This window comes from Nitrospira sp. (assembly GCA_016788885.1).
Taxonomy (GTDB): domain Bacteria; phylum Nitrospirota; class Nitrospiria; order Nitrospirales; family Nitrospiraceae; genus Nitrospira_A.
The window spans coordinates 63,962-89,250 of sequence record JAEURX010000027.1 but is presented as its reverse complement, the minus strand read 5'-3'; the positions used below and the strand labels follow the sequence as shown (position 1 = coordinate 89,250).

Sequence of the window (25,289 nt, the reverse complement as noted above, 5' to 3'; positions counted from 1 at the left end):
GTCGGGTCCTGACTCTGAAGTGCGCGGGGGCACGCTCGAATTCTGCACCTTCTGTGCCACTGACACCTTCTGACGACAGGTGGTGCCAAAGGCTCGCAGGAGGCCAACGGAAGTGATGATCCGGTTCACACCTGCATCAAGATCCTACAGACGCTTCGAGAAAAGGCGGTGACGTTGCCGTCAACTCTGACGGTCGCCCGTGAGGGGGTAGACCGATGCTATTCCCTCGCACCACATGAAAGTGGATTATACCGAGGCACGCTGTGAACGCCAGCCGAAACGTAGTTTGTGAACGTCGTCTTCATTGAGCATCGTGGATTTGCTCTTTGTGGCCCCCTTCACTATAATCCGCTCCTTTAAACTTGCAGACGATGGATGAAGGAGTGCAACGAATGGTGAGCGGGACAGGGCTGGGGCGTATCGATGGGCGGCGGCGGGATCAAATCCGGCCGGTCAAGGTGACGCGCAATTTTACGAAACACGCCGAAGGCTCCGTCCTGATTGAGATGGGCGATACCAAGGTGATCTGCACCGCCTCCATCGAGGAAAAAGTTCCACCGTTTCTGAAGGGGAAAGGGACCGGCTGGGTGACGGCAGAATATGCCATGTTGCCCCGGGCCACGCACGATCGTTCTCCTCGAGAATCGGTGAAGGGAAAGCAGGGCGGACGGACACTGGAGATTCAACGACTGGTCGGGCGGGCGTTGCGCGCCGTGATCGATACGAGTCGATTGGGTGAACGTACCATTTGGATCGACTGCGATGTCATTCAGGCCGATGGTGGAACCCGGACGGCCTCCATCACCGGGTCGTTCATCGCCCTTGCTGATGCCGTGTCTGTGCTGAAAAAACGGGAGTTGGTCAAGGTGAACCCCCTGACCGACTATCTGGCGGCTATCAGTATCGGCAAGGTCGGTGGTCATGTGATGGTGGATTTGGCCTACGAGGAAGACTCGCACGCTGAAGTCGATTTGAATTTGGTGATGACCGGTGCCGGGCAGTATGTCGAAGTGCAAGGCACGGCCGAGCGGACGCCGTTCAACAAAAAAGATATGGACGAATTCCTCGACCTTGGGTGGCGGGCGATCAGCGAATTGGTGGATCTGCAGAAGTCGCTGATCGGTGGATTAAGCTAACCATGCAGATTGTGCTGGCGACCAGGAATCAACACAAGAAACAAGAACTCGTCGCCTTGTTGCGTGGTCTTGACATCACGATTCGCACGCTTGATGATTTCCCCTCCGCACCGGAGGTTGTCGAAGACGGCAACACGTGCGAAGCTAACGCCATGAAGAAGGCTGTGGAGATCGCGCGGTACACGGGGATGACTGCGGTAGCGGATGATACCGGGCTGGAAGTTGAGGCCTTGGGCGGACGCCCGGGCGTCTTTGCCGCCCGCTATGCGGGAGAGCATGCCACCTATGAGGACAATGTCCGGAAGTTGTTGCAGGAGCTTCAGGGGGTCCCGGCTGAACGGCGAAGGGGCCGCTTCGTCACCGTCGCGGCTATTGCGATGCCTGAAGGCAAACGCTTCTCGGCGCAGGGTGTCTTGGAAGGCCTGATCGCCGAAGAGCCGGCCGGTTCCCATGGGTTCGGGTACGATCCCGTGTTTTTCCTGCCGGAGTATCATCAGACTCTGGCGCAATTGTCGCCGGAAGTGAAAAACCAAATCAGCCATCGTGCCCGAGCCTTTACCCAGGCGAGGACGCTGTTGCAGCGTATGATGGCCGAACAGACCTCAGTCGGGGCGTAGCGCAGCTCGGTAGCGCGCCTGCTTTGGGAGCAGGATGTCGGAGGTTCAAATCCTCTCGCCCCGACCAACCCTAGCCTACAGACCTCAGGTGGATTGTTGGCCCAGTCAGGTCGACGCTCGCGGTGCGTGGACGTGACTGAGGTCGATATCAGCCACACCTACTGACGTCGTGTATCCGACCAGTTATCGTTCCCAGTCTAGCCGGATCACGTAACAGCGGTTCACCTAGGCCGATCCCTCATCGCAATCAGGTTTCTTGACCAATCAATATTCGTTGATGTATGGTGACGGCATGATCGCCATACGTGACAAAGATGTCTCGAGCGCCGCTGCCGTGTGTCATGCGCTTTCCGACGAGACGCGGTTGCGTATTCTGCAGCAGCTTCATGGGGGTGAACAATGCGTGTGTGATCTCACCGACGCGTTTCAGACTGGTCAGTCTCGACTTTCCTTCCACTTACGGGTCCTGAAGGAGGCGGGATTGGTGCTCGATCGACGCGAGGGGCGTTGGATGTATTACGCCTTGAACCGAGAGGGGCTCCAGGTGCTGGAAGAGTTTCTCGGTGTCTTGAAGACGGAGACGAAGGGCGCCGGGCGAACACACTGCTGCGAGTGATTTTTTTGATCCAACACATCAATAATTATTGATTAGAGGTGATGCCATGCAAGATGAGAAGTCGCTCAAGGAGATCATTCAAGCCGAATACGGTCAGGCCGCTCGTCAGGCCACACGGGGAAAAGCCTCATGTTGCGGGTCCGGCAGTATTCTGGAGGACGGCAAGTTGGATCCGATTACCCAAAATCTGTATGCGACAGAGGAGACCGACGGCCTCCCCCCAGAAGCCCTTGTGGCTTCCTTTGGATGCGGAAACCCGACGGCATTAGCCACGATTCAATCAGGGGAGACGGTGTTGGATCTCGGCTCCGGTGGTGGGATCGACGTATTCCTTTCGGCTCGCCGAGTGGGCCCCACCGGAAAAGTGTATGGACTGGATATGACGGACGACATGCTCGCCTTGGCACGGGAAAACCAGCGCAAGGCTGGTGTCACCAATGTGAAGTTTCTCAAGGGCGAGATCGAAGACATCCCTCTGCCGGACAATTCGGTGGATCTGATTATCTCGAACTGCGTCATCAACCTCTCGTCTGACAAGTCGCGCGTCTTCAACGAAGCGTTTCGGGTTCTCAAACCCGGAGGGCGATTGGCTGTGTCGGATATCGTCGTGCGTGGGGCCATCCCACCAGAAATCCGCCACAGTGTGGAACTTTGGGCCGGGTGTGTCGCCGGAGCATTGGATGAGGAAGACTATCTGGCGCGACTTCGTGCGGCTGGGTTCGACCAGGTGAATCTCGAACCCACGAGGATCTATACGGCAGACGATGCCCGGGATTTCATCCTCGGGGCGGGATTGGATGCCGACGTCGTGGCCAAGGCCGTCGACGGAAAGTTCCTGAGCGGCTTCATCCGCGCCACCAAGCCCCTCGCTGAGAGGTCCTGTTGCAGTCCGAGTTGCTGCTCCTAAGGCGGTGCAGGAGGGGACAGGAAGAGGCGTCCCCATGGCGTTGGTGCTGTGTGCACCTATTGTCGGGCTGTTGGTGAGCAGCGCGTCGTCGCTTAGCGTCCCGTATGCTGTTCATTGGTGTTCGGTCCTGGCATGTATCGCCAGTCCGCAGTCAGAGGATCGATCGCCTGCGTTGTACTCATTCAGCAACACAGCGAGCAACGGTCCACGGAGACGTTTCTCCCGCGCCGTTTTCCCATCACGATCACGGCATTGATGCTGATCCTGGTGCTGATTTTCGCATACATTGTCGTGAAGGCGTGACAGGTCCTCCTGATCGCCGTGCCGATCCTGCTGCAGATCTATCTGAATGCGTCGCTCGCCTATCTACACAGGCAGAATGCAGGGGGCTCTATTCCGTCGCGGCGCCGGGGGCGTTGATCGGGCAAGTAACGTATTTGAGTCGGCCGTGGCCACGGCCATTGTGTTGTACGGGGCGGAATCCAGTGCTGCACTAGCCATGGTGTTGGTGTGCTCGAGGAGCCTCCCGGAATGCTGTTGGTCTGTCGATAGTGCAATCGGACTCGTCACCGAGTTGTCCTGGAGGTGAAGGCATGAAGAAGCGCGTCTTGTTCCTATGCACGGGCAATTCAGCCCGAAGTCAGATGGCGGAGGCGTTGCTTGGTCTGATTGCCGGAGATGACTTCGAGGCCTCCAGCGCAGGTACGCATCCAGCCGGGCTGAACCCCGTTACGGTTGAGGCCATGCAGGACGTCGGTGTGGATGTCCGCCAGTATAGATCGAAGCACGTCAATGAGTGCATGAGGCAGCCATTCGACTATGTCATCACCGTGTGTGATCGCGCCAAGGAGACCTGTCCCGTATTTCCGGGTGCACGGAATATCCGCAATTGGTCGTTTGATGATCCGGCCGTTGCCCCGCCGGATACGCGATGGGCAGTCTTTCGTCGGGTACGTGACGAAATTGCAGACCGGATCTGTCGTTTCCTGATTGAAGAGTGCCAGCTAGCCCCGGCCTCTATCCGTTGTTATCGATGCTGAGTCGTCTCCGTTCCCGGACCGGCGCGGGATGATGGTGATCCACAAGCTGCTTCCTCCCAGCTTGCCGGGCGACTGCTGACATCACACCTCCTTGGTTCTTGGGGGCCGTTTCCTGATCCCTTCGCGAGCAGGTCGCACTCGAGGAGTCCTGGAATCCCGCCCCGTCTTCTTGTATAAGTGAAGGCGACTGGCATGCAGAGCTGGCTCATGCGCGTCGTCAGGTTCATGAATCGCTTCAGCAGCACCGGCTAGGAACACCAGGAGCATCGTCGAGGGTAGTCGATCTCCGGGGTCATTGATACGTCACGTGCGCCCGTAGCTCAGTCGGATAGAGCATCAGCCTTCTAAGCTGAGGGTCGTTGGTTCGATTCCAACCGGGCGCACCAGACAAGACGACTCGTTACCTGTGTGAGCCGCGAACTGCTGCCTCTATTGCCGCGACGTCGATCTTTCCCATGTGCATCATCGCATCGAAGGCGCGCTGGGCGACGGCGGGATCAGAACTGGTCACCGCGTCCGTCAAGACGACTGGTGTAATCTGCCAGGACAGGCCCCACTTGTCCTGGCACCAGCCGCACTGGCTTTCCTCGCCGCCGTTTCCTACGATCGCGTTCCAGTACCGATCGGTTTCCGCCTGGTCGACTGTTGCAACCTGAAATGAGAACGCCTGGTTATGCTTGAAGGCAGGTCCTCCATTGAGCCCGAGGCAGGGAATTCCCATCACGGTAAATTCGACTGTCAGCACGTCTCCTTTCTTGCCGGAAGGATAATCTCCCGGCGCCCTATGCACTGCGCTCACACATGAATCGGGAAAGGTCTTCGCATAAAAATGCGCCGCCTCTTCAGCGTCCTTGTCGTACCACAGGCAGATGGTGTTCTTTGCCGGCTTGGTCATATCATGTCTCCTTTGTGTCGCTTGTCGAGCGGTGATTTAAAAAGCTTCAAGTCGAGCGTCACCATTGTCCTATGCGAACCGGCCTATCGTAGCCATCATGTTCACATCCGGCGTATATGGGCAATTGTCCTCCGGTTGTTTTTCAGTTGATATATCGCCTCGAGATCAAGCGCATGGGATTGCTCCTTTCGTTTCAATTTCCAGCTGTCACCTCTTAGTCGTTGGCCGGTTCTGAAATCGACACGACGCCTATCATGCGAAAATCACTCCATTGCCCTGCCGATTCCTCGTTGTCAGTCCCTGCTTATGACCCGTAGGAAGAATCCCTGAGACATTTTCTCCTTGTTCTGGGCGCTCTTAGTAGCCTATTCTTCGCACTTCATTGTACTGAATCACGATGCCGTCCGAAGGACATCCTAAGCTGAGGGTCGCTGGTTCGATTCCAGCCTGGCGCACCACCTCCCCAATGCGTTCCTGACATGACGTTTCTTTCCCGGTATCGAATCCTCCTCTACGTCCTCAGCGGCCTGGTGGCATTCTATGCGTTGTTAGGTTTTGTCGTCGTTCCCTATGCCGTCAAGACGTACGGCGTTCCTGCCTTGTCTGAACGTCTCAGGCATCCCGTCGTTCTGGAAGACATCCGGCTCAATCCGTTTACGTTCTCCCTGGGCCTCACCGGGTTTGAAATTCAGGAGCCCGACCGCACGCCGATGCTCGGGTTTCAGGAACTATTCATAAATTTTGAAGCAACCTCGCTGGTTCGGTCCTCATACCTCTTCGATGAGATTCGGCTAACTCTTCCATTCGGATTCGTGCATCTGCAGGCAGACGGGAAGCTGAATCTTCTTGGTTTGGTGCCGCCGCCTGCTCAAGACGAGGACCGATCTGCGCCGCCGAAGGCTGAACCATCCGCCAAGGGGGCGATGCCGGCTGTCGACATTCGCCTCCTGAGCATTCAACGAGGCGTGATCGAGTATCGGGACGATTCCAAGAAAAGGCCGGTGGAGATTGATGTGGTGCCCATCGAGGTTTCTGTCCGCAACTTCAGCAGCAAGGGAGGGAGCGAAAGTGCCTATGCGTTTACGGCGGAGTTCGGCGAGAAGGAAGTATTGTCCTGGGAAGGCACATTTCAGCTCGATCCACTCGAATCCGACGGGCATGTGTCATTGTCGCACGTTGGTTTGAATACCTTTTGGCCTAGCCTCCGCGACCGGTTTCGATTCGATATCCTGAGTGGAAAGTTGTCGGTCGATGCCCGCTATCACTTCGACACGCGTCTTTCTCCTGTCAATCTGCAGATGACAGAGGGCAAGGTTCAGTTGGCGGATTTCCGACTGTCGGAAGCGGGGAGTCGTGAGCCGGTACTGACGGTGCCGTCTTTCGGCATAGACGGAATCAGCCTGGACCTGTCGAAGCGGGAGCTGGGAATCGGCACCGCGGCCTTGACCGGAGCGGACATTCGCGCCTGGCTCGGTCAGGATGGCGTGGTCAATTTCAAGCCGCTCTTCGCCCCAGTCCCTCAGCCGCAGGAGGAGACTGAACAGGTGGCTCAGCCGGGTCAGGGGGCGGCACCGCCATGGTCCGTCGACGTGCAGGCCGTCGAAGTTGCCAAGACACGGGTGGAGTTTGAAGATCGAACCCTCACGATGCCGGCACAACTGAGTCTAGAGAATGTCCAGATGACGGCCAAGGATCTGCATGTCCCGCTGCGAGGGTCGATTCCGGTCACAACCGGTTTCCGCCTCAATCAAGAGGGGATGGTCGACGGCCGCGGCACCCTGCAACTTGACCCGCTGCAGGTGTCTCTCGCGCTGAAGTTGGAGCATATCGGCCTCCGTCCGTTTCAGCCCTATCTGGATCGCACCATGCTGGTCGATATCAAGGACGGCGAATTGGAAGTGGATGGCGAGGTGATCTACCGGAGCCGACCGGAGTCTGACCCCATGCTGCGCTATGTGGGCCAGGTGGGGATCAACAAGCTGCATGTGGCTGATCGGGTGTCGGGAAAGGAATTTCTGGGCTGGACCGCATTGGGATTGCGCAAGATGGCAGTGGAGGTCTCGCCGACCAAGGTCAAGATCGGCGAAATTGCGCTGCGAGATCCGGCGGTGCAACTCATCACCGGGAAGGACGGTGTGCTGAACTTGTCACAGTTGATGCGCAAACCGGAAGCAGCGGCAACTCCGACTACACCCGCGGCGGTCCGCGAATCCTCTCCGAAGAACGCGCCGCCCCCGACGCCGATCGAGATCGATGTCGTGCGGTTGTCGAAGTTGTCGGCGACATTCGTGGATGAATCCATCGACCCGGTTGTGGCCACCGGCATTACGGATCTCAGCGGCACGATCAAAGGCTTGTCGTCTAAGCAGGTGGCCAAGGCCGAGGTAGCGCTGGTCGGGAAAGTCGACGAGGTGGCGCCGCTCAAGATTCAGGGCCAGATCAATCCGCTGAGTGAGGAGGCCTATACTCATCTGACCTTTTTGTTTCAGGGTGTGGATCTCACGGCGGTCTCGCCATACGCGGGGAAATATGTCGGGTTTCCCATCGCCAAAGGCAAGCTGTCGCTGGATTTGATGTATCAGGTGTCGAAGAAGCAATTGGTGGGAGAAAATAAAGTGCTGGTGGACCAATTGACCTTCGGAGAGAAAACCGACAGCCCGGATGCGACGAGCCTGCCGGTGCGTTTGGCCGTAGGATTGCTGAAAGATCGACGAGGGCGGATCGATATCGACATGCCGGTGCGCGGGGATTTGACTGAGCCGGATTTTCGTTACGGCCGGGTGGTGCTCAACGCATTGGTCAATCTGGTGACCAAAGTGGCGACCTCTCCATTTTCGGCGCTGGGTGGACTCGTAGGCGGGGGCGGAGAAGACTTACAGTTTGTTGAATTTGTCCCAGGCAGCGAAGAGTTGAGCGAAGTAGAGCGGAAGAAAATTGATTCAGTCGCCAAGGCGCTTCAGGAACGACCAGGGTTGCGGGTGGATGTGGCTGGGACTGCCGATCCTGCTCGTGATCGCGATGCGTTGGCTATGCAAAAAATCTCCGCCGACGTGCAGCGGCGATTCACGCAGGGCGGCACCAAGAATGTGCAAAGCGTCCCTTCCCCGTCGAGAGAGTTCGAACTGCTCAGCGATCTGTATGCCGAGAAACTGGGCAAGCAGCCGATGAAGAGCGAATCGTTACCGGGAGGGAAATCCGTCGAGCGCGTGCTGTCGGCTGACGAACTGCGGCAACAGCTGGTTCCGGCGATGGCGGTGGAGGAGTCGGAACTGCGGATCTTGGCGCAGGGTCGTGCCAAGGCCATTCGCGAACATCTGATCGAGCAGGGAGGCCTGTCGGAGGATCGGGTCTTTCTCCTGGACGTGGACGTGGCTGCGTCGGACGGTCAACAAGTGAGGGCCCATCTCAATTTGACGGGCAGTTAGACTCACCGTCTAGGCTAGGGCTTCGGCTGGTAGCGCATCCGGGTGCCGTGGAGCAGAGACAATTCGATCTCGCTGGCGCTCAACTCCTCGGGGAAATAGGCGCCGGAAATCTTGGCCGCATTGAGGCTGGCGCCTTGCAGAATGGCTTTGCGAAAATCGATCCCGCGGAGGTCGGCTTGGCGAAAGTAGCAGTCGGTGAAATCCAGTCCGTCGACTTCCAGGCCCCGTAAGTCCAGCCCGCGCAAATCGCAGCGAGTCAGATCCACCTTTTCCCCGGTGGCCCGTTTCACGTTAAATTCTTTGATGCATCCCTCTCGGAGCAAACGATACATGGCATCATTCGACATGCGGAGCCCGCTCGCGGGCGGTCGTGAGTTTTCCATGCGATCTCCTTTGACTCCTGGGCTTCTTATCGGAAGGCGAAGAGAAAACTTGAGTGGGCGCATGGCCGTGTTGATGTTCCTCGAGCGTCGGCCGTCATCGGGGAGCAGGTGCCGCTTGCGCCACCCTTGTCAGAAACGGTAACCTTATTCTTCTTTACGCTGTCATGTGCCATAGAGATCAACGGGTTCGAACCGTTCTTGAAGGAGGGAATCATGGGACTACGATTGGGCGATGACGCCCCGAACTTTACAGCTGAAACGACGGAAGGGACGATCAACTTCCACGAATGGCTTGGGGGCGGGTGGGGGATTCTGTTTTCGCATCCCAAGGATTACACCCCAGTCTGCACGACCGAGTTGGGGTATATGGCCAGAATTAAGGGAGAGTTCGATAAGCGCGGAGTCAAGATTCTTGCTATCAGCGTGGATCCGCTGGATTCACATCGCGGCTGGATGAAAGATATCAATGACACCCAGAACTGCACCGTGGCGTACCCTATCATTGCCGACCCGGAAAAGAAGGTGGCCGATCTCTATGACATGATCCACCCGAATTCGCTGGATAGCATGACGGTGCGCTCGGTGTTTGTGATCGGGCCGGACAAGAAGATCAAGCTGATGTTGACCTATCCGGCGTCCTGCGGAAGAAACTTCGATGAATTGCTGCGGGTGGTGGATTCGCTGCAACTGACTGCAAAGTACAAGGTGGCGACGCCGGTGAATTGGAAAGACGGGCAAGATTGCATCATCACCCCTGCGGTGAACGATGCCGAAGCCAAGACCCTCTTTCCCAAAGGGTTCAAGGTCATCAAGCCCTATCTGCGTTTGACCCCGCAACCTAACAAGTAGACGAGACTCTTGTCCCGCGAACCAGTAGGAGGAGCCGGCTGATCAGCCGGCTCCTCCGTTCATGCAGTGAGAAGCGAATCTCCTCGATGCTCAGCCTCACCGGTTCGTGCCTGTCGATTCATTCACGGCCATTCCCCGTCCAGTTCTCTTCACGAGTTCATGTGCCGGTCGTTGCACGGATGTGACACCAGCGGGAACGCTGCCGACCCGGACCGTACGATGCTTGCATGAAGCGGGGCCTTTGTCCTGGGCGGAAGGTTTCTCGAGATGCTTGGTCGAGGGACTGTAGGGGGAAGGAACACGGGGAGCCGGTGTGTCAGCAGCTCCCCTCGACCGACGCTCTGACTGCGTGTGTCGAGCGTATTGAGGCAGGAGAGACTGTCGTCGTGCCCAGACCAGTACCGCCAGTCCGCTTCCAAGCAGGAGGAGGGCAATCGGGGCCAGGACGGCTTGCGTGTCACACGAGCAGCAATCCTGCCTGCCTGATGGTCTGCCAGGCGGCGGAAGCGGCGAATCGCTTGAACCCTTGAGTGCCGGAACCGGGAAACGTCGCCATCATGTCGGCGAAGCGCGGGTAGGTGTAGCCTGCCGGATGTGAAGAAGGCATGGAGTCTCGAAGAAGCGTGAGGAGCCACTCGACTTGGGGGCGGGAAAGGTTGAGCGAGAAGTCTTCCGTGCGGGTGGGGAGGATGATGCGGGTCAGCCTCTTTGTCTGTGACACGACGACGGGAGTGCTTCCGGTCCAGACACAGCGACGTTCGGCAGTAAGCGGAATCGGAGAGATCTCAGCCAGAGCCTGCTTGAGCCAGGTGCGAGCCACGCGCGACGGCTTCACGCGATGCGTAAACCAGCGCTGTACCGGCAGGTCGAGCCCCGCCCCCTCGATATAGTTGAGGACGGCGGTGCGTAGTCCGTCCCCAAGCCAGGGCGGGCAGGTGGCGCGGGAGTCGGCGTGGCGCAGATCATTTTCCGCAAACCCGGCAAATGCCGGACCGAGAATTGTGAGACCTTCGGCAGCCGGATTGAGCCCGATGGGGCTGTGGGCGGTGGCCGTAAACTTGTGCCAAAAGGCGGATTGCAACAGGTTGCCGGCGAACAACTGTCGCACGCGTTCCAAAGAATCCACGGTGTCGTGAATCGTCTCCCCTGGGCATCCATACATTAGGTACGCGTGGACCAGGATCCCGGCCTGGCGAAACGCAGCCGCGACCCGTGCAGTCTGGTCGACGGTGATTCCTTTTTTCATCTGCTCGAGAAGATGGTCCGAGGCCGCCTCGAGGCCGGCGGTCAATGCGATGCAGCCGGATGCAGCAAGGAGCCGTGCCAGATCGGCCGAGAACGCGTCTTCGAAGCGGATATTGCCCCACCAGGAGATCGTTTGGCCCGTTTCGAGCAAGCGCAGCGCGAGCGCTTTCAGCGCTGCCGGGGGCGCGGCCTCGTCGACGAAGTGAAAGCCTCGTTGCCCGGTTTCGTGAATCAGGGTGCCGATCTGTCGGAGCAACACGTCGGTCGGGGTTGTCTCATACCGCGCGATATAGTTCAGTCCAACATCGCAGAACGTGCACTGCTTCCAGTAGCACCCGTGGGCCACGGTCAGTTTATTCCAATGCCCCTCGGACCAGAGGCGGTGCATGGGGTTCAGACTGTCGAGTATGGAGAGGTAATTGTGCAAGGGCAGTCCGGCATAGGTCGGGGTGCCGAGTTCGTGCATCGGTAGATCAGGCTCGGTGCTTCCGTTCTCAAACGAAACCCGCCCTTCGACCAGGGTGAAGGTGCGGCAAAGTTTGGTAGGCGGACGGTTCCCCGCCAGGAAATCGAGAAGGCACAGCAGCGGACGCTCTCCGTCGTCCAGCGTCACATAATCCACGTAGCGAAATAGCCGAGCGTCCTGCAATCGTCGCAGTTCCGTGTTCACGTAACCGCCGCCCATCACGACCGTGGTGCCTGGCTGCCGGGTCTTGATCGCTTGCGCAATGCGCAGGGCCCCGAAGAGGTTTCCAGGGAAGGGTACCGTGAGGCCGACGATATCTGGAGTCGTGCGAGCCAGCTGTGCCTCGAGCGCCTCGAGGAGCAGGTTGTCGGTCAAACTCAAGGGCTGTGATAAGGCTTCTTCAATCCGGTCGAACGAGGACGTCGCCTCCATGATCTGCTCGGCGTAACGATTCAGGAACAGGTGGGGCGCGACGGTTTCGTGCAGCAGATCAGTGAGATCTTCGATATAGAGGGTTGCCCGATGGCGGGCGGCATCGGCCGGGGAGCAGACGTGCATGCCTTCGCCTGGCCGGCGATCGGCCGAAAATCGCGGCCCTTCAGGAAGAAATCCCGGCCTGGCGAGGTGCGGGGCCAGCATAGGATCCTTTCCCTGAAGAAAGGCCACGACTGGCTCGATGGTTGCCAGGTAAGCCTCTTCGAGGGCCAGGATTTGGTAGACCTCTCCGGGCCAGGCTGTATCCGTCTGCTTGATTCGATGAAACGCCTGTTCGAGGCCTGGCCGTGAAAAGAGGCGCAGGATCATGTCGAGGCCCAGATCCGCCTGTTCCGTCTCATAGCCGCGTGATCGCAAGAAGCCAGTCAGATAGGCCGTGGCCGGATACGGCGTATTGAGTTGGGTGAGCGGGGGCGTGACGAAGAGAATACGAGGCTTGGCCATGGCTGGGACATACCACACTGCATCCTGTGGCTGCCAGTCGCATCTCGTTTGGCTGGATCGTTTTCAGGCAGCGCGGATAGAAGATTGGATGAAGTAGCCGGTATACCGTTTCAACCGGAAGTACTCGACGACTTTCCGCGGCAATTCGTCGCGAGACATGCCACGGAGGATGGTGAGTTGGTCTTGTGATTGGAGGTCCGCCGTGACAGGTTGTTCTGCCGGAGTCTGCTCATCGTAAAGCAAGACCAATGGCTTTAACCGATACTTGAAGTTGATGTTGAGTACTTGAGCAAACCGACCATCTGAGAGGGCCAGGACCGTTCCCGGCGGATAGACACCCAGGGTCTGAATCATCGCCACGAGAACATCCGCAGCAAACATCTGACTCTGATACTTGTACATGGTGGCCAGGGCTTCCGCCGGGGTGAGGGCGTCTTCCGCATGCAGACTATTGACCAGTGAGTCGTAATGGTCGACCGCGCTCACGATTCGGGTGGGGAGTGAAATCTGATCCCCCTTCAGCTTCTCGGGATACCCCGAACCATCCAGCCGTTCATGGTGACTGCGAATGACATCCAGGACTTCTTCGGGAATGTGAGGAAATTTTCTCAGCATCTCCACGCCAAGGTAGGGGTGGAGCTGGTACTTCACATTCTCGACCTCTGAGCGGCGGGCGCGGGTTTGAAGAATATGTCGCGGGATGCGGTGTTCGCCGATATCCAGGAGAAGGCCTGCCATCCCGATCATCTGCAGTGCTTCCTGGTCGATCTCAAACTGCTGAGCGACGAGCATGGAGAGTGTGGCGACATTCATCGCACGGATCACCGACGCATTCTCGACGTCTTCGGGGTCAAAGGCACTTGCCACGGTCCCGGCCGCTTCCGTGTTGGTGAGGAGCGTACTGAGTCCGCCGATCATAGATTCCGCCGACCGCAGGCCTTCCTCTGACCCACTCGAGAGTTCCTTCATGATCTTCGAACTGTTTCCGAGCATCTCACGATAGGCTTCGGAGGCCATCTGCGCAGCCTGATGATAATCTCCTTGCGTCGGCATCTCCTGCTCGACCAGCGGGGCCGGTTCGGCTGTCGCCTCTTCATGGCTCGGCTCAGCGGCAGATTCAGGCGCCGATGCTGGCTCTGCGGCGGACTCGATCGGTGCGGCTTCCCCATCCGTCTCGGGGTCTGATTCTTTCGGATAGACCAGGACGGTCCCCAACCCGAGACCCTTGATCGTCGTGATCTGACTTTGCGAGGTCAGTTTGAAGGAACGTCGCGGAAAGGGATGTCGAAACCAGGAGCAGTTCAAGTCGACGTACATGCCGATGCGAAGGTACTCGGGACTCAGCTTCATGCTGTCCGTCTTGTCGAGCTTATTGGGGTCGCTGGACGTGTTTGCGATCGGCATGAGCGTCTCGAGACTCACGTAACGGTTTTGACCTACGGAAGGACTTTAGGCTATGGCCTGTATCGGTGCTGCCCGAATGAAACTTGACAGAAATGAAGAGCAGTGGTGGCCAATGGGTACCTGTTTCGAAGGAGCAGAGGGTCTCATGGGTGATAATTCGACGAGGATGCCGGTAGCGGGACCGGTTGGGTGATGAGATCGAAATAAAATTTACTAAACAAGGAGTTATGATCTATATGTGAAGTGATGATAGATGTGATGACCGCACGTCAATCAGCGTGAAGCAGGCGAAGAAAGTCTCGATATGCGGCGCGAATATTTGTGGGATCACGGCGGAGGTCGCTGCCGAGAATGAATACGACGTCGGCTCCATACAGCGTCATCATCTCATCAATCCGTGATGCGTTCATCCGTCCCGCGGCGGTTGGAAGCATAGGGAAGAGCGATCCCAACTGCGTACGACAGGCGTCGGCGATGCCGCGACAATCGGCCTGGGAGATGGGATAGTTCAAGCCACAGGTGGGGTAGATGGAGATGTCGGCACCGGCGAGACGGGGAAGCAGGCCGAAGAGGACTGGTGGGGCGATGCCGCTGTCCTGGTTCACGTAGTGGGTCCCGAGAAACTCCGGGTGCGTGATCAGAGGTAAGGAGAGGCGGGAAAGCGCGGTCACGGCATCGAAGCCGGTCAGTCCAGGACAGATCAGGAGTGCCCCAGCTCCGGCATTCTTGGCCACGAGGGCTCGTTCGAGGAGTTTCGGCCAAGGCCCGAACACGTGCGGTGCATAAAGGCAGCGTCGACCTGTTGCCATCGATGCCGTCGCGACGGCTTCCGCACAGCGTGCGACGCGCTCTTCGAACGGACAAAATGGATGATCGCCAAGGCTTTGATCGTCTTTGATGAGGTCAACCCCGCCGAGGGCGTATTCGTACGCCAGCACAGTCAGGTCCGAAGGGGTGAGACCAAGCGGTTTCAGGACCGCACAGGTCAGAGGGCGTCGTGGAACATCAAGTATCGCACGAAGTCCAGCGACGCCTGTCTGGGGACCGGCTATTCTGGTGAGGGTCGCATCGGGAAGGCGCAAGTCAACCAGGCGCACTCCACCCTGCAAGCTGGCCATGCCGAAACTCATGTGCAGGAGCGTACTCATCGTGCCGTCGAGCAGTTCGACGGGAAACGAGAGCCGTGCGGAATACCGCCCATCGGCTAGAGCGTCGAGATGCTCCACGCGACCCACGAGTTCATCTCTGATCGGCCCGGGAGGAATGAGATGATCTGCGGCCTCGACGGTCTGGTCGATACAAAGCAAATGGGCCCGTCGGCGGGCCTCTTCGGCTGAGCCGTGAATCTGGTACTCCGCAGAAAAACGTTGCCCTGAAAACCGGAGATGCTCATCAGTCATCGTGTCGTCCTTCCATTGCACGAACGGGGAGCGAAAGGGTACCGTATCCGCGTGTGAGAGGGTAGTGTTTCCCTCTCATGAATCGAGCGAATGTGATACGGACAAGGAGTGCAGGATGAGGCAGCGGTGTGTGGAACGACCAAGGTTTCCGGTGATCGCCTTACCGTGGTTGCTGGTCGTCATGTTGGGCGTCGGTGGTTGGCAGCACAGGGTCCATGCCGCATCTCATATGATTGATCTGACCTACAGCTTCGACGAGACGACGCTGGTGTGGCCGAGCAATCCTCCGTTTCACCGGGACGGTAGTGCACGGGGTGGAACGGTCGATGAGGCATGGTATGCAACGGGGCAGGTGGCGCTGTCCGAGCATGCCGGGACGCATATGGATGCACCGATCCATTTCGCTCAGGGACAGGTGGGAATCGACGGCATTCCAGTCGAGCGCCTCATAGGGCCTGCGGTGGTGATCGATGTGCGTGGCTCCGCGGCGAAGGAGGCTGACTATCGACTGTCCCTGTCTGATCTGCATCGCTGGGAGAGTCAGTATGGAACCATCCCCCCCGGCTCCCTGGTGATGATGCTGACTGGCTGGGGCGCCCACTGGAAGCATCGCGAGCGGTATTTCGGGAGCGCGACGCCCGATGTTCCCACGACGCTGCATTTCCCCGGATTCTCAGAGGAGGTAGCTCGGTTCCTGACAGCCGAACGGCACATTGCCGGAATCGGGATTGATACGCCGAGCATTGATTATGGTCCTTCCCAGGACTTCGTGGTTCACCGCATCGTCAATGGGGCCGGGCTGTATGGTCTGGAAAACGTTGCGCGACTCGATGAACTTCCGCCATCAGGCGCCACTCTGATCGCGCTGCCCATGAAAATCGCCGGCGGCAGCGGCGCTCCGGTGCGCATCCTCGGGATTGTGCCCGAGTAGCATCGGAACGGTTGGCTTATGATTGTCCACAATCCCGGCGAAACCGTAGCCACAACACCACACTTCGTTGCCGAATGGGTTCGCCTTATGATGATTCAGGCCGGCCTGGTCGGCACAGCTGAGTAGTTGCTCGATGAACACGTACCGACTCTATAGCGATTTCAATTGTCCCTTCTGCTATGCGTTACATGAGCGCTTGCAGAGACTGGAGGTCGTAGGGCAGATCGCCTGGCACGGAGTACAGCATGCGCCGCATCTGCCTGTGCCGATGAGGACCTGGGCCGGACATTTGGGTGCCGACCTGAAGCAAGAAGTCGAGATGGTCCGACGGCTTGCGCCGGAATTGACGATCCTGCTGCCGAAGGGAAAACCCAATACCGGCCTGGCCATCGCCGTTGCCGCTCGGGCGCTGAACCTGGATCACGTGCGAGGGCGTGCGTTTGTGTCCGCCCTGTATCGACGGTTTTGGTGTGAGGGGGAGGATCTCTCGGACCACGAGGTTCTGCGGCAGGAGGCGAGCCGACAGGGTTTTGTGGCCGATCAGATCGTGGGGGACGGCGCCGCACCAGTGGAGCGAGTCCTCATGGCTTGGGGCGAGCAGTGGGAGCAGACGGAGCATCAGGGGGTGCCACTCCTTCAGCGAGCTGATGGTCAGATCCTGGTGGGGTTGGTGTCGATCGAGATGCTTGCGCGGTTTTTTGCCGATACGTAGGTGTCGCTTCCTCGCCCAACGACGGCCCTCGCGGTGGATTCGTACGCGTTGCCTCGCCGTGTACACGCTGTCCCTGACTCGCGTTCCGATGCCGGTGCAGCAAGTGCCGAATCAGTTTGTCATCGATCCTTCTTGTGGTAAGAAAAATCTACGGCAGGCGTTCGAGTCCTGCCCTGCTTTTCCCCTCACAGGAGTGACTCATGACACCTGTATCTTGGTCTCTGGCTGTGCGTCTTATCACGGTCCTGTGCATCCAAGCCGCTGCGTCGAGTGCGTGGGCGGCAGATTCCACTGCTGCCGCGGCCAAGCCTTCCGCGGTTGCTTCCGAAGGCAAGCAGGATGAGGCTAAGACGGAATGGTACGTGAGTGGCTATATGCAGGGGAGTCGTCCCCTGAATCGTCCGGTGCGATTGCAGGAAGACCCCTTTACGAATACCGACGTGCAGGGCGGGTTGGGCGGCGGATTAAAGGTCGGATTCTTTCCGGCCTTCACGGGACAGTTCGTCGGGTTGGAAGCAGAATTATCCGGTCTTGACGGCAAGGTGAATGCGCCTACCGCGACGACAGGTGGGGTGACCAGAAGTGCGAATTTTCGTCTCCAGTCTGTCAATGCCATGGCGAACCTGTTGTTGCGATACCCGGGCGAAATCATTCAGCCCTATGTCGGAGTCGGAGTCGGTTTATCAGGAGGGTTCGCCCGGGACTTGGATCTCCAGCATAGTTCGGTCGGGGTGGTACGGGAAAATGCGGCCGATGGTGCGTTTGCCTACCAGTTCATCGGCGGGCTACGCGCCAATGTGGGGGAGAGGATGTTCCTGTTTACCGAATACAAATATTTTGTCGCGAACTATCAATGGGAAAGTGAATTGGCGGATGGGTCCCACGGCCCATCATTTACGCTCAATTATCGAGCGCATCTGGTGGCCGGTGGGATTGGGTTTCATTTCTAATCCCGGTCGCCTGGCGTGTGGTTCGCCTCCTCCGTAAGACCCTCCCGGCTCTCGTCCGTGCCGATGCTTCACGCCGCCGCCTGCTTGCAGGGCGGCCCGCGTGAAGCATAGAATAGCCTCCAGCAGGCGGCTCACGTGATCACCGGGAGGCACGCGGCGTGTTCTGGGACAAGCGGCATTCTGCACAACAACCGGACCGTCAGTGTTCCTTCTGCGGCAAACATCACGACGTTGTCCATTCTCTCCTCAGCAGTCCGGAACCGCATACCTGCTACTCCTGCCGCGCGACGTCCTCTCTTTTGATCTGTGAGGACTGTGTTCAACGCTGTTCCCTGTCTCTGAGTGAGAGCAAGAATGGGGGCACGAAGAGCCCATCGTCGTCGCTGCCGCTGGTTCTTCCCAAGCCGACTGAGATCAAAGCCGCGCTTGATGACTATGTCGTCGGGCAGGAGCATGCCAAGAAAGTCCTCTCCGTCGCGGTTCACAATCACTACAAGCGTATTGCCAACCGGGAACGGCTCAAACACGTCGATCTGCAGAAGGGGAACATTCTGATGATCGGCTCGACCGGGACCGGGAAAACACTGCTCTCTCAGACCCTGGCTCGCATTCTCCACGTGCCCTTTGCGATTGCGGATGCCACGGCGCTGACCGAGGCCGGCTATGTCGGGGAGGATGTCGAGAACATCGTCCTCAAGCTGCTTCAGAGTTGCGACTATGACGTGGCGCGTGCCGAAACGGGCATCATTTACATCGATGAAATCGACAAGATCAGTCGAAAATCTGAGAATCCGTCCCTGACGCGAGATGTGTCAGGCGAGGGGGTTCAGCAGGCGTTGTTGAAACTCGTGGAGGGCACGAGTTGCAATGTGCCGCCCAAGGGAGGCCGGAAGCATCCCGAGCAGGACTATATCCGTGTGGATACGACGAATATCCTTTTCATTGCCGGCGGGGCGTTCGTCGGACTGGACCAACTTATCGCTCAACGGACGATGCCCAAGCGGTTGGGGTTTGGCGTCGACGCTTCCAGCGCAGAGATCCACGGCCATACCGAGGTGCTGCGCCATGTGCAGGCCGAGGATCTGCTGAAGTTCGGACTCATCCCCGAGTTTGTGGGGAGATTTCCTGTGTTGACCACTCTGGCCGACTTGGACGTGCCGGCGCTCATTCGAGTCTTGACTGAGCCCCGCAATGCACTGGTGAGACAGTATCAAGCCTTGTTTGAAATCGAAGGCGTTGATTTGCAGTTCACCGACTCGGCAGTCAAGGCGATCGCGCGCCGGGCGGCGGTGATGAAAACCGGAGCCAGGGCGTTGCGGACGATTCTGGAAGAGGTGATGTTGGAACTGATGTATGACGTGCCGGCACTAGCCGACGTCAAAGCAGTGGTCATTACGGAAGAGGTGATCGCCGGAACCCAACAGCCGCAGCTACTCACCTGAGCCCATCTGCCGTCACAGCCTCCAAGGGTTCTGTTTCAGGCAGTACTCTCCTCTCTCTTGCCGAACTAAGAGTCTGCAAGAGCCTGTATGCTTCAGGCAGTCGACCTAGGCTGCGTGTCTGGTCCGCGTTTGGCTTACCGTGGCAGCATTGTTTCGAAGAGAGGAAATCATTCTCCTCTTCTCCGATTCACTTTCGCCGGCCATTGACCAGGCGATCAGCCACACAAGCGCAACCATCGTTCCGAGACCAATGATCTCGACCATGCGACACCTCCGGCATCAGGAGCGCAGGCTCGTGGTATCCGCTCTCCCGTATTTAGGCAGCCTGGCGTGAGCTGGCTTTGGTGTGTGTGCCTGCTTGGGCTGCTCCCTCGACACTTCCGCTCGAGGTCTTGGGCGATCCGCTTCCAGCGGAGTAGGCGATGTCGATGCACACAAACAGGGTTGCCACCATCGCCAATAGCCCTGCCACGATTCCCCAATAGACTCCGGACATAGATCACTCTCTCGCGACTTCCCCGCGCGAGTCCTTTTGTGCCCTGCCTGATCTTCCGATGCGAACGCTTCCGACCTTCGGGAGCAGGCGTGGCGTCCTCACGGTGGTTGATGAAAATTCTGCGCGTAGTTTGAACTCCACAATGGACCAGGTGACTGGAAGGCTCGGTGGGAGGAAGTGTTCAACCAGTCTTCTCGGCAGCGAGGTCGGTGGTGTTGCCCGCATCACGGGCGTCGGTCCGGCTCCGGTTGTCGTCGTATCCGACACGAGTACACCGACAGGAGGTGGATGGTCACTGGGGATGAGGATTGGACAGTCGAAGGGGATATCCCCCTCTGACAAAGACAACTCGGCCCGATAATTGGAAAGACTAGGTGAGGAGAACAGGCCACACCTGCCATGTCCGTCCGGTTGGATTATCGCTCCACGGAGGAACATGACGGCCACCTCCAGGCTGAGGCGGATCGGGCATGCACTAAAAAGTATCCTATGCCTCGCACCAACATGAGTCAAGCATGAGAATCGCGGAGGGACCGGCCTGTACCGAACATCCCGGGCACACGCACGCATGACGTCGCCGGAAACTCCATGTCGCGATGAAGGGCTCGGTGGTGAAGGCGAAGGACGGTATCGGGATGTCTACATCACGTCTTGGTTCGAAGACGATCCGGACTGCGGCGTCTGCTTCGATGACTTGAAGCGCAGGGTCAGTTCCTGCTGGTCGGTATCGGGTGAACGGCGGAATGATCCTTCAGCCGTCACGTGCTCCTGCGAACGAGATTTACCCTGAGGGAAGAACTTCAGCCGGAACTCCCCCGGTCGTCGTCCGCTGGCGACGTCGTCGGGAAACACGCCATCGATCTCGACATGCTCCCGCAAGGCGGCACGCGCTTGGTTGTACAGGTCGCAGAGTAACCTCTCGGGAAGCAGGCCTTCGTACAGGGCCTCACGGTCCGCAGGATGCGGTTCGTCGCCGGATGCCGCATAGAGGCTGACGGGTAGGACAGAGATGATGGCACACGCACATGCGGCGATGATTCTGGAGCGCATGACTCCACTGTATCGGGAGAGGGCGGATCTGGTCAAGCGCGAGGCATTGGACAGTCTGCTCTTGCTCGCAGCCTTGCGGCCGCCAGACCTAACACCGTGAGAGGAGCTTTTCGTTCCGATTCCACTGGGACACGGTGCCGCTCGTGTCGGTGAGTTCCATTTTCTCCTGGGACACGACGCGCACCGACAGCGGAGCCGTTTTACCTTGTGTCACTACGAGCCGAAAGCGATCCTGTTCCTGCTCGATTCGACCGGTCTGTGAGGTGGCCTTGTAAAATTCCGATACATTGGCCGCGGTGATCGTCCAGATAAATTCCTCTTGGTGATCGACAAACTTCACCGATCCTTCCCACGTACCCACGAGGGAAGGCTCGACCGGCGGAAGTCGCTTGACGGCCACCTTATGCGGAACGGCCGTAAAGGATTGCCAAAGAATCGGGTCGAATTTGCTGGGGGGCTGGTTCTTGGGGAGTTTGTCCCAACTCACGCTTAAGATGCCGGTGGTAGAAAACCGGTCGGCGCCTGCCAATTGATAGGTACCGTGCAGAATCTCCGGGTAGGACTCCGCTTCCCAGCGACCACGGCCCGCTGTCACGGTTCCGGCCATGACCACAGCAGTCGTCAACGTCCAGGTGCCACGATCGGTCAAGACGAGATGTCCTTTGCCGTACATCAAGCCGACGGGCATGCACCCGTACCAGTCACCGGCCCACTGCGAAGGGGTGCCCGTGATTCCTGGTTCCGCGGCGGCGGCCGAGCGTATGGGGCTGCCGAGTCTCGTCGCCGCGACTTTGGCGAGATTCGTCACCGCGGCTTGGGGATTAGCCTGTTTCGGCGAGGTGAGCGAGAGCGTCACGAGTGCATCCGCCTTTAAGAACGTCAGCTGGATGCCGCCGATCGGTGACTTGAGCGTGAATGCGCCATCGCCGACGCCGGGAACCGGTTGATTTCCGGCCTTGTTCCGCTGATCCTGAAAGAGGCTCTTCTTATCGCCATCCGGTCCTTGATTCAGTTCGACCGTCACGGTTTCCTGAGGGTTTCGTTTGGCTTGATACAGACATTGCCGGTCGTTCTGGCGGAGGCCTGGCGTCACGGGCGTACCGATTGCAAGTTCTACATCCGCTTCCGTGACGATGAGGCAGGCGTTCAAGTTGTTCGAGAGGACATCACTGGATTGGGAGCAACCGAGGAGGCTGCCTCCCAGAAGCAGGCTAACGTAGGCGAGCCGTATGGAGGACGAGACAGTCATGAGGTCGGTCAGTCTAGGAGCGTTCTGCGACAAATTGCAAGCTGCGGCCGCCGCGCTACAGGGATCGGCGTTCGGTGTCAGAGCGGTGCCAGGAGCTGTTCACGCCGCCACAAATTTGAGGGAGACGCCGTTGATGCAATAGCGCAACCCTGTCGGTCTTGGGCCGTCATCGAAGACATGGCCTTGATGGCCGCCGCAGCGAGCGCAGTGGACTTCCACGCGGGTCATGAAAAATTTGGTGTCGGTGCGGGTTTCGACCACCTTGGGGTCGATGGGCTGCCAGAAACTTGGCCAGCCGGTACCACTGTCGAACTTCTGTTCCGAGGAATAGGCCGGGAGATCACAGCCGGCACAATAGTAGATGCCCGACTGGTGATTCTCGTGCAACGGGCTGGTAAACGCACGCTCAGTGTCTTCATGCCGGAGCACTTGATAGGCAGCAGGCGCCAGCAATTTCTTCCATTCTTCGTCGGTCTTAGTGACTTTCACGATCGGTCCGATCTCTATGTTCCCTGACATGGTTGTCTCCTTGGCGTAGGCGTCGACGATGGTCATCCACGGTACCGGCACGTCTCACCTTACAGATGTCTTTACGGAAGGGCAAGGCGAACGGATGGGTCGTCGTGCGGGTGAAGAGCCTGGTGGGTGAAGCGAGCAGCGAACCGGCGAGAACAAGGCCCCGGCGTTGTCGCCGGGGCCTCGAGGGTTACGATGCGCTGGAGGTCGTCACTGGTTCATGCCGTTCCGCCGGGGAGGTGGCATCCTGATTGAATGCAGCCGGGAGCACCTCTTCGATCCGTTCGACCGGCAGAATCGTGAGTTCCTCTCGCACTTCCTGCGGCACGTCCTTCAGGTCTTTCTCATTGGCCTTCGGGAGGATGATGCGCCTGATGCCGGCTCGATGTGCCGCCAGCACCTTCTCCTTGATCCCGCCGACCGGCAGCACCAATCCCGTCAGGCTGATCTCGCCGGTCATGGCCGTATCGCTTCGCACCGGCTTGCCGACATAGGCGGAAGCCAGCGCCGTCGCCATGGTAATTCCGGCCGAAGGGCCATCTTTGGGAATGGCACCGGACGGAACGTGGATGTGCACGCCGTTGCGTTTGAAGCGCGAGATGTCCAGCCCCATACTCTCCGCATGCGACCAGAGGTAACTGCGTGCCGCGCGTGCGGACTCCTGCATCACTTCCCCCAGCTGTCCCGTCAGGGTCAGTTCGTGACTGCCCGGCAACAGGGTTGTTTCGATATAGAGAACATCCCCGCCGGTTGGTGTCCAGGCCAGTCCCGTGGCCACACCGGCCGGGAGATTCTTTCGTGCCTCTTCCGGCTGGAAGCGTTCTTGGCCGAGCCATTCGTCCAGCAGCTCCGGCGTGATCGCCACTGGTATCGCCGCGGCGTCCGCCGGCCGATCCGCAAAGGTCACGGCAACCTTGCGAGTAATACGGCCCAGCATCTGCTCCAATTGCCGGACTCCCGATTCCCTGGTGTACCGGCTGATGATGTGGTCGAGCACCGAGTCGGGCAACGTGACGTCTTCAGCCCGGAGCCCGGCCTCCTTCAACCGTCTCGGCCAGAGATAGCGTAACGCGATCTCTCGCTTTTCCCGTTCGCTGTATCCGTTGACCCGGATGATCTCCATCCGATCCAACAAAGGCTGGGTGAGTGTCTCCAGTGTGTTGGCCGTGGTGATGAAGAACACCTTCGACAGATCAAACGGCAAATCGAGATAGTGATCGCGGAACGTATGGTTCTGCGCAGGGTCCAGGATCTCGAGTAATGCCGATGCGGGGTCGCCGCGGAAATCCCGTCCCAGCTTATCGACTTCGTCGAGCATGATGACGGGGTTGTTCACCCCAGCGCGTCGGACTGCCTGGATGATGCGCCCGGGCAGGGCTCCGACATACGTGCGGCGATGGCCACGCAGTTCCCCTTCGTCATGCAATCCGCCGAGGCTGAACCGCTCAAAGGTTCGCCCCATCGCTTTGGCGATCGATTGCCCCAGGCTGGTTTTCCCCACCCCGGGAGGGCCGACCAAGCAGAGAATCGGCGCCTTAGCGGACGGGTTGAGCTTCAACACCGCCAGATGCTCCACAATCCGTTCTTTGACTTCCTTGATGCCATAGTGATCCTCATTCAAGACGGTCCGCACGTGCGCAAGGTCCAGACCTTCCTCTGAAGACTTGTTCCATGGCAGCTCCAACACGAGTTCCAGATAACTCCGGATCACTTGATGCTCGGGTGAGGCGCTGGGCGTCTTCGCCAATCGAGCCAGTTCCCGGTCGGTTTCTTTGCGAACGTGCTCGGGGAGATCGGCATCCTGAAGTTTTTTCCTCAGGGCTGCCACCTCGTCTTCCTCGTCGTTGACCTCGCCCAGTTCCTGTTGGATCGTCTTCAGTTGTTCGCGCAGCAGATACTCCCGCTGCGTTTTGCCGAGCTTTTCCCTCGCCTCGCTGGTGATCTTGTCACGCAACTGCAGAATCTGAACTTCCCGGGAGAGCGCCGCATAGAGCCCCCGCAGCAAGTCCGTCCGCGTGGAGGCCTCGAGTAGTTGTTGCTCGCCGTCCAGTGTCAGGTTCAGCAAGGAGGCGATCCGGTAGGCCAGGGTCACCGGATCTTCTTCCGTCCCCAGTGCCGCCACGGCTTCATGCACGCCGGGTGTCTGGATCAGCTTCGGGAGTTCGGTGATGATATCCAGGATTGCCCGATGCAGCGCTTCGACTTCCGTGCTCCGTTCCGACGGGGCCGGGAGTTGCTTCACCCGTGCTTGCAGGTATGGATCGACTTGATCGAGCTTGAGCAGCACGAACCGTTCCAAACCCTGGATCAGAATATTGTAGTGACCTTCGGGAGTCCGAGCCGTTTGTTTGATGACGGCTTTCGTCCCGATCGGGTAGAGATCTTCCAAGGTCGGTTGGTCGGTTTGTGCGTCCCGCTGGGCGACGACGAGCAGGGTCTTGTCCTCGGTCTTGAGTGCGGCTTCGACCGCGGCAATCGATCGTTCACGTCCCACCGTCAACGGCATCATCGTGCCGGGAAACAGGACGGTTCGCTTCAACGGGAGTATGGGAAGGTGTGTGAGTGTGGACGTCGTGGAATCAGTCATGTCAACCTCCAAGGTTCTCGGAAGATCTTCGCGT

The 25,289-nt window shown here is 58.6% G+C and carries 22 protein-coding genes and 2 tRNA genes; 14 read left to right on the top strand and 10 right to left on the bottom strand.

Annotation, left to right across the window (positions count from 1 at the left end):
- The first annotated feature begins 392 nt into the window (after positions 1-392).
- The 8 genes from rph to JNL86_07970 all read left to right on the top strand — a co-directional run bounded on the left by rph (position 393) and on the right by JNL86_07970 (position 4,702).
- Positions 393-1,136: a ribonuclease PH gene (gene rph / locus JNL86_08005; GenBank protein MBL8042845.1), complete on the top strand. Its 744-nt coding sequence runs from the start codon at positions 393-395 to the stop codon at positions 1,134-1,136.
- Positions 1,137-1,138: 2 nt separating this feature from the next.
- Positions 1,139-1,753, top strand: coding sequence for an XTP/dITP diphosphatase (locus JNL86_08000; GenBank protein ID MBL8042844.1), 615 nt, complete (start codon positions 1,139-1,141; stop codon positions 1,751-1,753).
- A tRNA-Pro gene (locus JNL86_07995) sits at positions 1,744-1,820 on the top strand. The genes JNL86_08000 and JNL86_07995 overlap by 10 nt, the downstream gene beginning before the upstream one ends.
- Before the next feature lie 210 nt (positions 1,821-2,030).
- Positions 2,031-2,369, top strand: coding sequence for a winged helix-turn-helix transcriptional regulator (locus tag JNL86_07990; protein MBL8042843.1), 339 nt, complete (start codon positions 2,031-2,033; stop codon positions 2,367-2,369).
- A gap of 46 nt (positions 2,370-2,415) precedes the next feature.
- On the top strand, positions 2,416-3,276 hold the full coding sequence (locus tag JNL86_07985) for an arsenite methyltransferase (protein MBL8042842.1): 861 nt from the start codon (positions 2,416-2,418) through the stop codon (positions 3,274-3,276).
- Positions 3,277-3,408: 132 nt separating this feature from the next.
- Positions 3,409-3,579 carry a hypothetical protein gene (locus JNL86_07980; protein ID MBL8042841.1) on the top strand — a complete coding sequence of 57 codons (171 nt, stop codon included), beginning with the start codon at positions 3,409-3,411 and terminating at the stop codon, positions 3,577-3,579.
- A 290-nt stretch (positions 3,580-3,869) separates the two neighbouring features.
- Complete coding sequence (locus JNL86_07975; GenBank protein ID MBL8042840.1) at positions 3,870-4,316, top strand: arsenate reductase ArsC; 447 nt, start codon at positions 3,870-3,872, stop codon at positions 4,314-4,316.
- 309 nt (positions 4,317-4,625) lie between these two features.
- Positions 4,626-4,702 (top strand) — tRNA-Arg (locus JNL86_07970).
- Between the two features lie 14 nt (positions 4,703-4,716).
- Here JNL86_07970 and JNL86_07965 read toward each other — a convergent pair.
- The gene (locus JNL86_07965) at positions 4,717-5,211 is read right to left on the bottom strand and encodes a VOC family protein (GenBank protein ID MBL8042839.1); all 495 of its coding nucleotides are present in this window, start codon (positions 5,209-5,211) and stop codon (positions 4,717-4,719) included.
- A gap of 479 nt (positions 5,212-5,690) precedes the next feature.
- On the opposite strand from JNL86_07965, the gene JNL86_07960 reads away from it, so the two are divergent.
- Positions 5,691-8,636 carry a DUF748 domain-containing protein gene (locus tag JNL86_07960; GenBank protein MBL8042838.1) on the top strand — a complete coding sequence of 982 codons (2,946 nt, stop codon included), beginning with the start codon at positions 5,691-5,693 and terminating at the stop codon, positions 8,634-8,636.
- A gap of 14 nt (positions 8,637-8,650) precedes the next feature.
- Here the strand turns inward: JNL86_07960 and JNL86_07955 are convergent, their stop codons facing one another.
- Positions 8,651-9,019, bottom strand: coding sequence for a pentapeptide repeat-containing protein (locus JNL86_07955; GenBank protein MBL8042837.1), 369 nt, complete (start codon positions 9,017-9,019; stop codon positions 8,651-8,653).
- A gap of 213 nt (positions 9,020-9,232) precedes the next feature.
- On the opposite strand from JNL86_07955, the gene JNL86_07950 reads away from it, so the two are divergent.
- Positions 9,233-9,868, top strand: a complete 636-nt coding sequence (locus JNL86_07950) for a peroxiredoxin (protein ID MBL8042836.1) — start codon at positions 9,233-9,235, stop codon at positions 9,866-9,868.
- A 457-nt stretch (positions 9,869-10,325) separates the two neighbouring features.
- On the opposite strand, the gene JNL86_07945 is transcribed toward JNL86_07950, so the two are convergent.
- The 3 genes from JNL86_07945 to JNL86_07935 all read right to left on the bottom strand — a co-directional run bounded on the left by JNL86_07945 (position 10,326) and on the right by JNL86_07935 (position 15,322).
- Entirely contained in the window at positions 10,326-12,518 is a 2,193-nt protein-coding gene (locus tag JNL86_07945) for a radical SAM protein (GenBank protein MBL8042835.1), read from the bottom strand.
- A 63-nt stretch (positions 12,519-12,581) separates the two neighbouring features.
- A complete protein-coding gene (locus tag JNL86_07940) occupies positions 12,582-13,922 on the bottom strand; it encodes a DUF3391 domain-containing protein (GenBank protein MBL8042834.1) in 1,341 nt (446 codons plus the stop codon).
- A gap of 269 nt (positions 13,923-14,191) precedes the next feature.
- The gene (locus JNL86_07935; protein MBL8042833.1) at positions 14,192-15,322 is read right to left on the bottom strand and encodes a hypothetical protein; all 1,131 of its coding nucleotides are present in this window, start codon (positions 15,320-15,322) and stop codon (positions 14,192-14,194) included.
- Positions 15,323-15,503: 181 nt separating this feature from the next.
- Here JNL86_07935 and JNL86_07930 point away from each other — a divergent pair, with 181 nt between their 5' ends.
- The 4 genes from JNL86_07930 to clpX all read left to right on the top strand — a co-directional run bounded on the left by JNL86_07930 (position 15,504) and on the right by clpX (position 19,357).
- Positions 15,504-16,253 (top strand): cyclase family protein, encoded by a 750-nt coding sequence (locus tag JNL86_07930; GenBank protein MBL8042832.1) that lies wholly within the window; start codon positions 15,504-15,506, stop codon positions 16,251-16,253.
- A 133-nt stretch (positions 16,254-16,386) separates the two neighbouring features.
- The gene (locus JNL86_07925; GenBank protein ID MBL8042831.1) at positions 16,387-16,965 is read left to right on the top strand and encodes a DsbA family protein; all 579 of its coding nucleotides are present in this window, start codon (positions 16,387-16,389) and stop codon (positions 16,963-16,965) included.
- A gap of 200 nt (positions 16,966-17,165) precedes the next feature.
- Complete coding sequence (locus JNL86_07920; protein ID MBL8042830.1) at positions 17,166-17,915, top strand: outer membrane beta-barrel protein; 750 nt, start codon at positions 17,166-17,168, stop codon at positions 17,913-17,915.
- Positions 17,916-18,073: 158 nt separating this feature from the next.
- Positions 18,074-19,357 carry an ATP-dependent Clp protease ATP-binding subunit ClpX gene (gene clpX, locus JNL86_07915; protein ID MBL8042829.1) on the top strand — a complete coding sequence of 428 codons (1,284 nt, stop codon included), beginning with the start codon at positions 18,074-18,076 and terminating at the stop codon, positions 19,355-19,357.
- Between the two features lie 316 nt (positions 19,358-19,673).
- On the opposite strand, the gene JNL86_07910 is transcribed toward clpX, so the two are convergent.
- The 5 genes from JNL86_07910 to lon form a co-directional block, all read right to left on the bottom strand.
- Complete coding sequence (locus tag JNL86_07910) at positions 19,674-19,853, bottom strand: hypothetical protein (GenBank protein MBL8042828.1); 180 nt, start codon at positions 19,851-19,853, stop codon at positions 19,674-19,676.
- A gap of 639 nt (positions 19,854-20,492) precedes the next feature.
- Positions 20,493-20,903, bottom strand: a complete 411-nt coding sequence (locus tag JNL86_07905) for a hypothetical protein (GenBank protein ID MBL8042827.1) — start codon at positions 20,901-20,903, stop codon at positions 20,493-20,495.
- A gap of 88 nt (positions 20,904-20,991) precedes the next feature.
- A complete protein-coding gene (locus tag JNL86_07900; protein MBL8042826.1) occupies positions 20,992-22,152 on the bottom strand; it encodes a hypothetical protein in 1,161 nt (386 codons plus the stop codon).
- Between the two features lie 99 nt (positions 22,153-22,251).
- Complete coding sequence (gene msrB, locus JNL86_07895; GenBank protein ID MBL8042825.1) at positions 22,252-22,671, bottom strand: peptide-methionine (R)-S-oxide reductase MsrB; 420 nt, start codon at positions 22,669-22,671, stop codon at positions 22,252-22,254.
- 187 nt (positions 22,672-22,858) lie between these two features.
- The gene (gene lon / locus JNL86_07890; GenBank protein ID MBL8042824.1) at positions 22,859-25,255 is read right to left on the bottom strand and encodes an endopeptidase La; all 2,397 of its coding nucleotides are present in this window, start codon (positions 25,253-25,255) and stop codon (positions 22,859-22,861) included.
- Positions 25,256-25,289: the final 34 nt, after the last annotated feature.

Bases quoted from the DNA above. Each gene is read 5' to 3' on its own strand.
- rph (MBL8042845.1), top strand. From the start codon at position 393: ATGGTGAGCGGGACAGGGCTGGGGCGTATCGATGGGCGGCGGCGGGAT.
- JNL86_08000 (MBL8042844.1), top strand. From the start codon at position 1,139: ATGCAGATTGTGCTGGCGACCAGGAATCAACACAAGAAACAAGAACTC.
- JNL86_07990 (MBL8042843.1), top strand. From the start codon at position 2,031: ATGTATGGTGACGGCATGATCGCCATACGTGACAAAGATGTCTCGAGC.
- JNL86_07985 (MBL8042842.1), top strand. From the start codon at position 2,416: ATGCAAGATGAGAAGTCGCTCAAGGAGATCATTCAAGCCGAATACGGT.
- JNL86_07980 (MBL8042841.1), top strand. From the start codon at position 3,409: ATGTATCGCCAGTCCGCAGTCAGAGGATCGATCGCCTGCGTTGTACTC.
- JNL86_07975 (MBL8042840.1), top strand. From the start codon at position 3,870: ATGAAGAAGCGCGTCTTGTTCCTATGCACGGGCAATTCAGCCCGAAGT.
- JNL86_07965 (MBL8042839.1), bottom strand. From the start codon at position 5,211: ATGACCAAGCCGGCAAAGAACACCATCTGCCTGTGGTACGACAAGGAC.
- JNL86_07960 (MBL8042838.1), top strand. From the start codon at position 5,691: ATGACGTTTCTTTCCCGGTATCGAATCCTCCTCTACGTCCTCAGCGGC.
- JNL86_07955 (MBL8042837.1), bottom strand. From the start codon at position 9,019: ATGGAAAACTCACGACCGCCCGCGAGCGGGCTCCGCATGTCGAATGAT.
- JNL86_07950 (MBL8042836.1), top strand. From the start codon at position 9,233: ATGGGACTACGATTGGGCGATGACGCCCCGAACTTTACAGCTGAAACG.
- JNL86_07945 (MBL8042835.1), bottom strand. From the start codon at position 12,518: ATGGCCAAGCCTCGTATTCTCTTCGTCACGCCCCCGCTCACCCAACTC.
- JNL86_07940 (MBL8042834.1), bottom strand. From the start codon at position 13,922: ATGCCGATCGCAAACACGTCCAGCGACCCCAATAAGCTCGACAAGACG.
- JNL86_07935 (MBL8042833.1), bottom strand. From the start codon at position 15,322: ATGACTGATGAGCATCTCCGGTTTTCAGGGCAACGTTTTTCTGCGGAG.
- JNL86_07930 (MBL8042832.1), top strand. From the start codon at position 15,504: ATGTTGGGCGTCGGTGGTTGGCAGCACAGGGTCCATGCCGCATCTCAT.
- JNL86_07925 (MBL8042831.1), top strand. From the start codon at position 16,387: ATGAACACGTACCGACTCTATAGCGATTTCAATTGTCCCTTCTGCTAT.
- JNL86_07920 (MBL8042830.1), top strand. From the start codon at position 17,166: ATGACACCTGTATCTTGGTCTCTGGCTGTGCGTCTTATCACGGTCCTG.
- JNL86_07910 (MBL8042828.1), bottom strand. From the start codon at position 19,853: ATGTCCGGAGTCTATTGGGGAATCGTGGCAGGGCTATTGGCGATGGTG.
- JNL86_07905 (MBL8042827.1), bottom strand. From the start codon at position 20,903: ATGCGCTCCAGAATCATCGCCGCATGTGCGTGTGCCATCATCTCTGTC.
- JNL86_07900 (MBL8042826.1), bottom strand. From the start codon at position 22,152: ATGACTGTCTCGTCCTCCATACGGCTCGCCTACGTTAGCCTGCTTCTG.
- msrB (MBL8042825.1), bottom strand. From the start codon at position 22,671: ATGTCAGGGAACATAGAGATCGGACCGATCGTGAAAGTCACTAAGACC.
- lon (MBL8042824.1), bottom strand. From the start codon at position 25,255: ATGACTGATTCCACGACGTCCACACTCACACACCTTCCCATACTCCCG.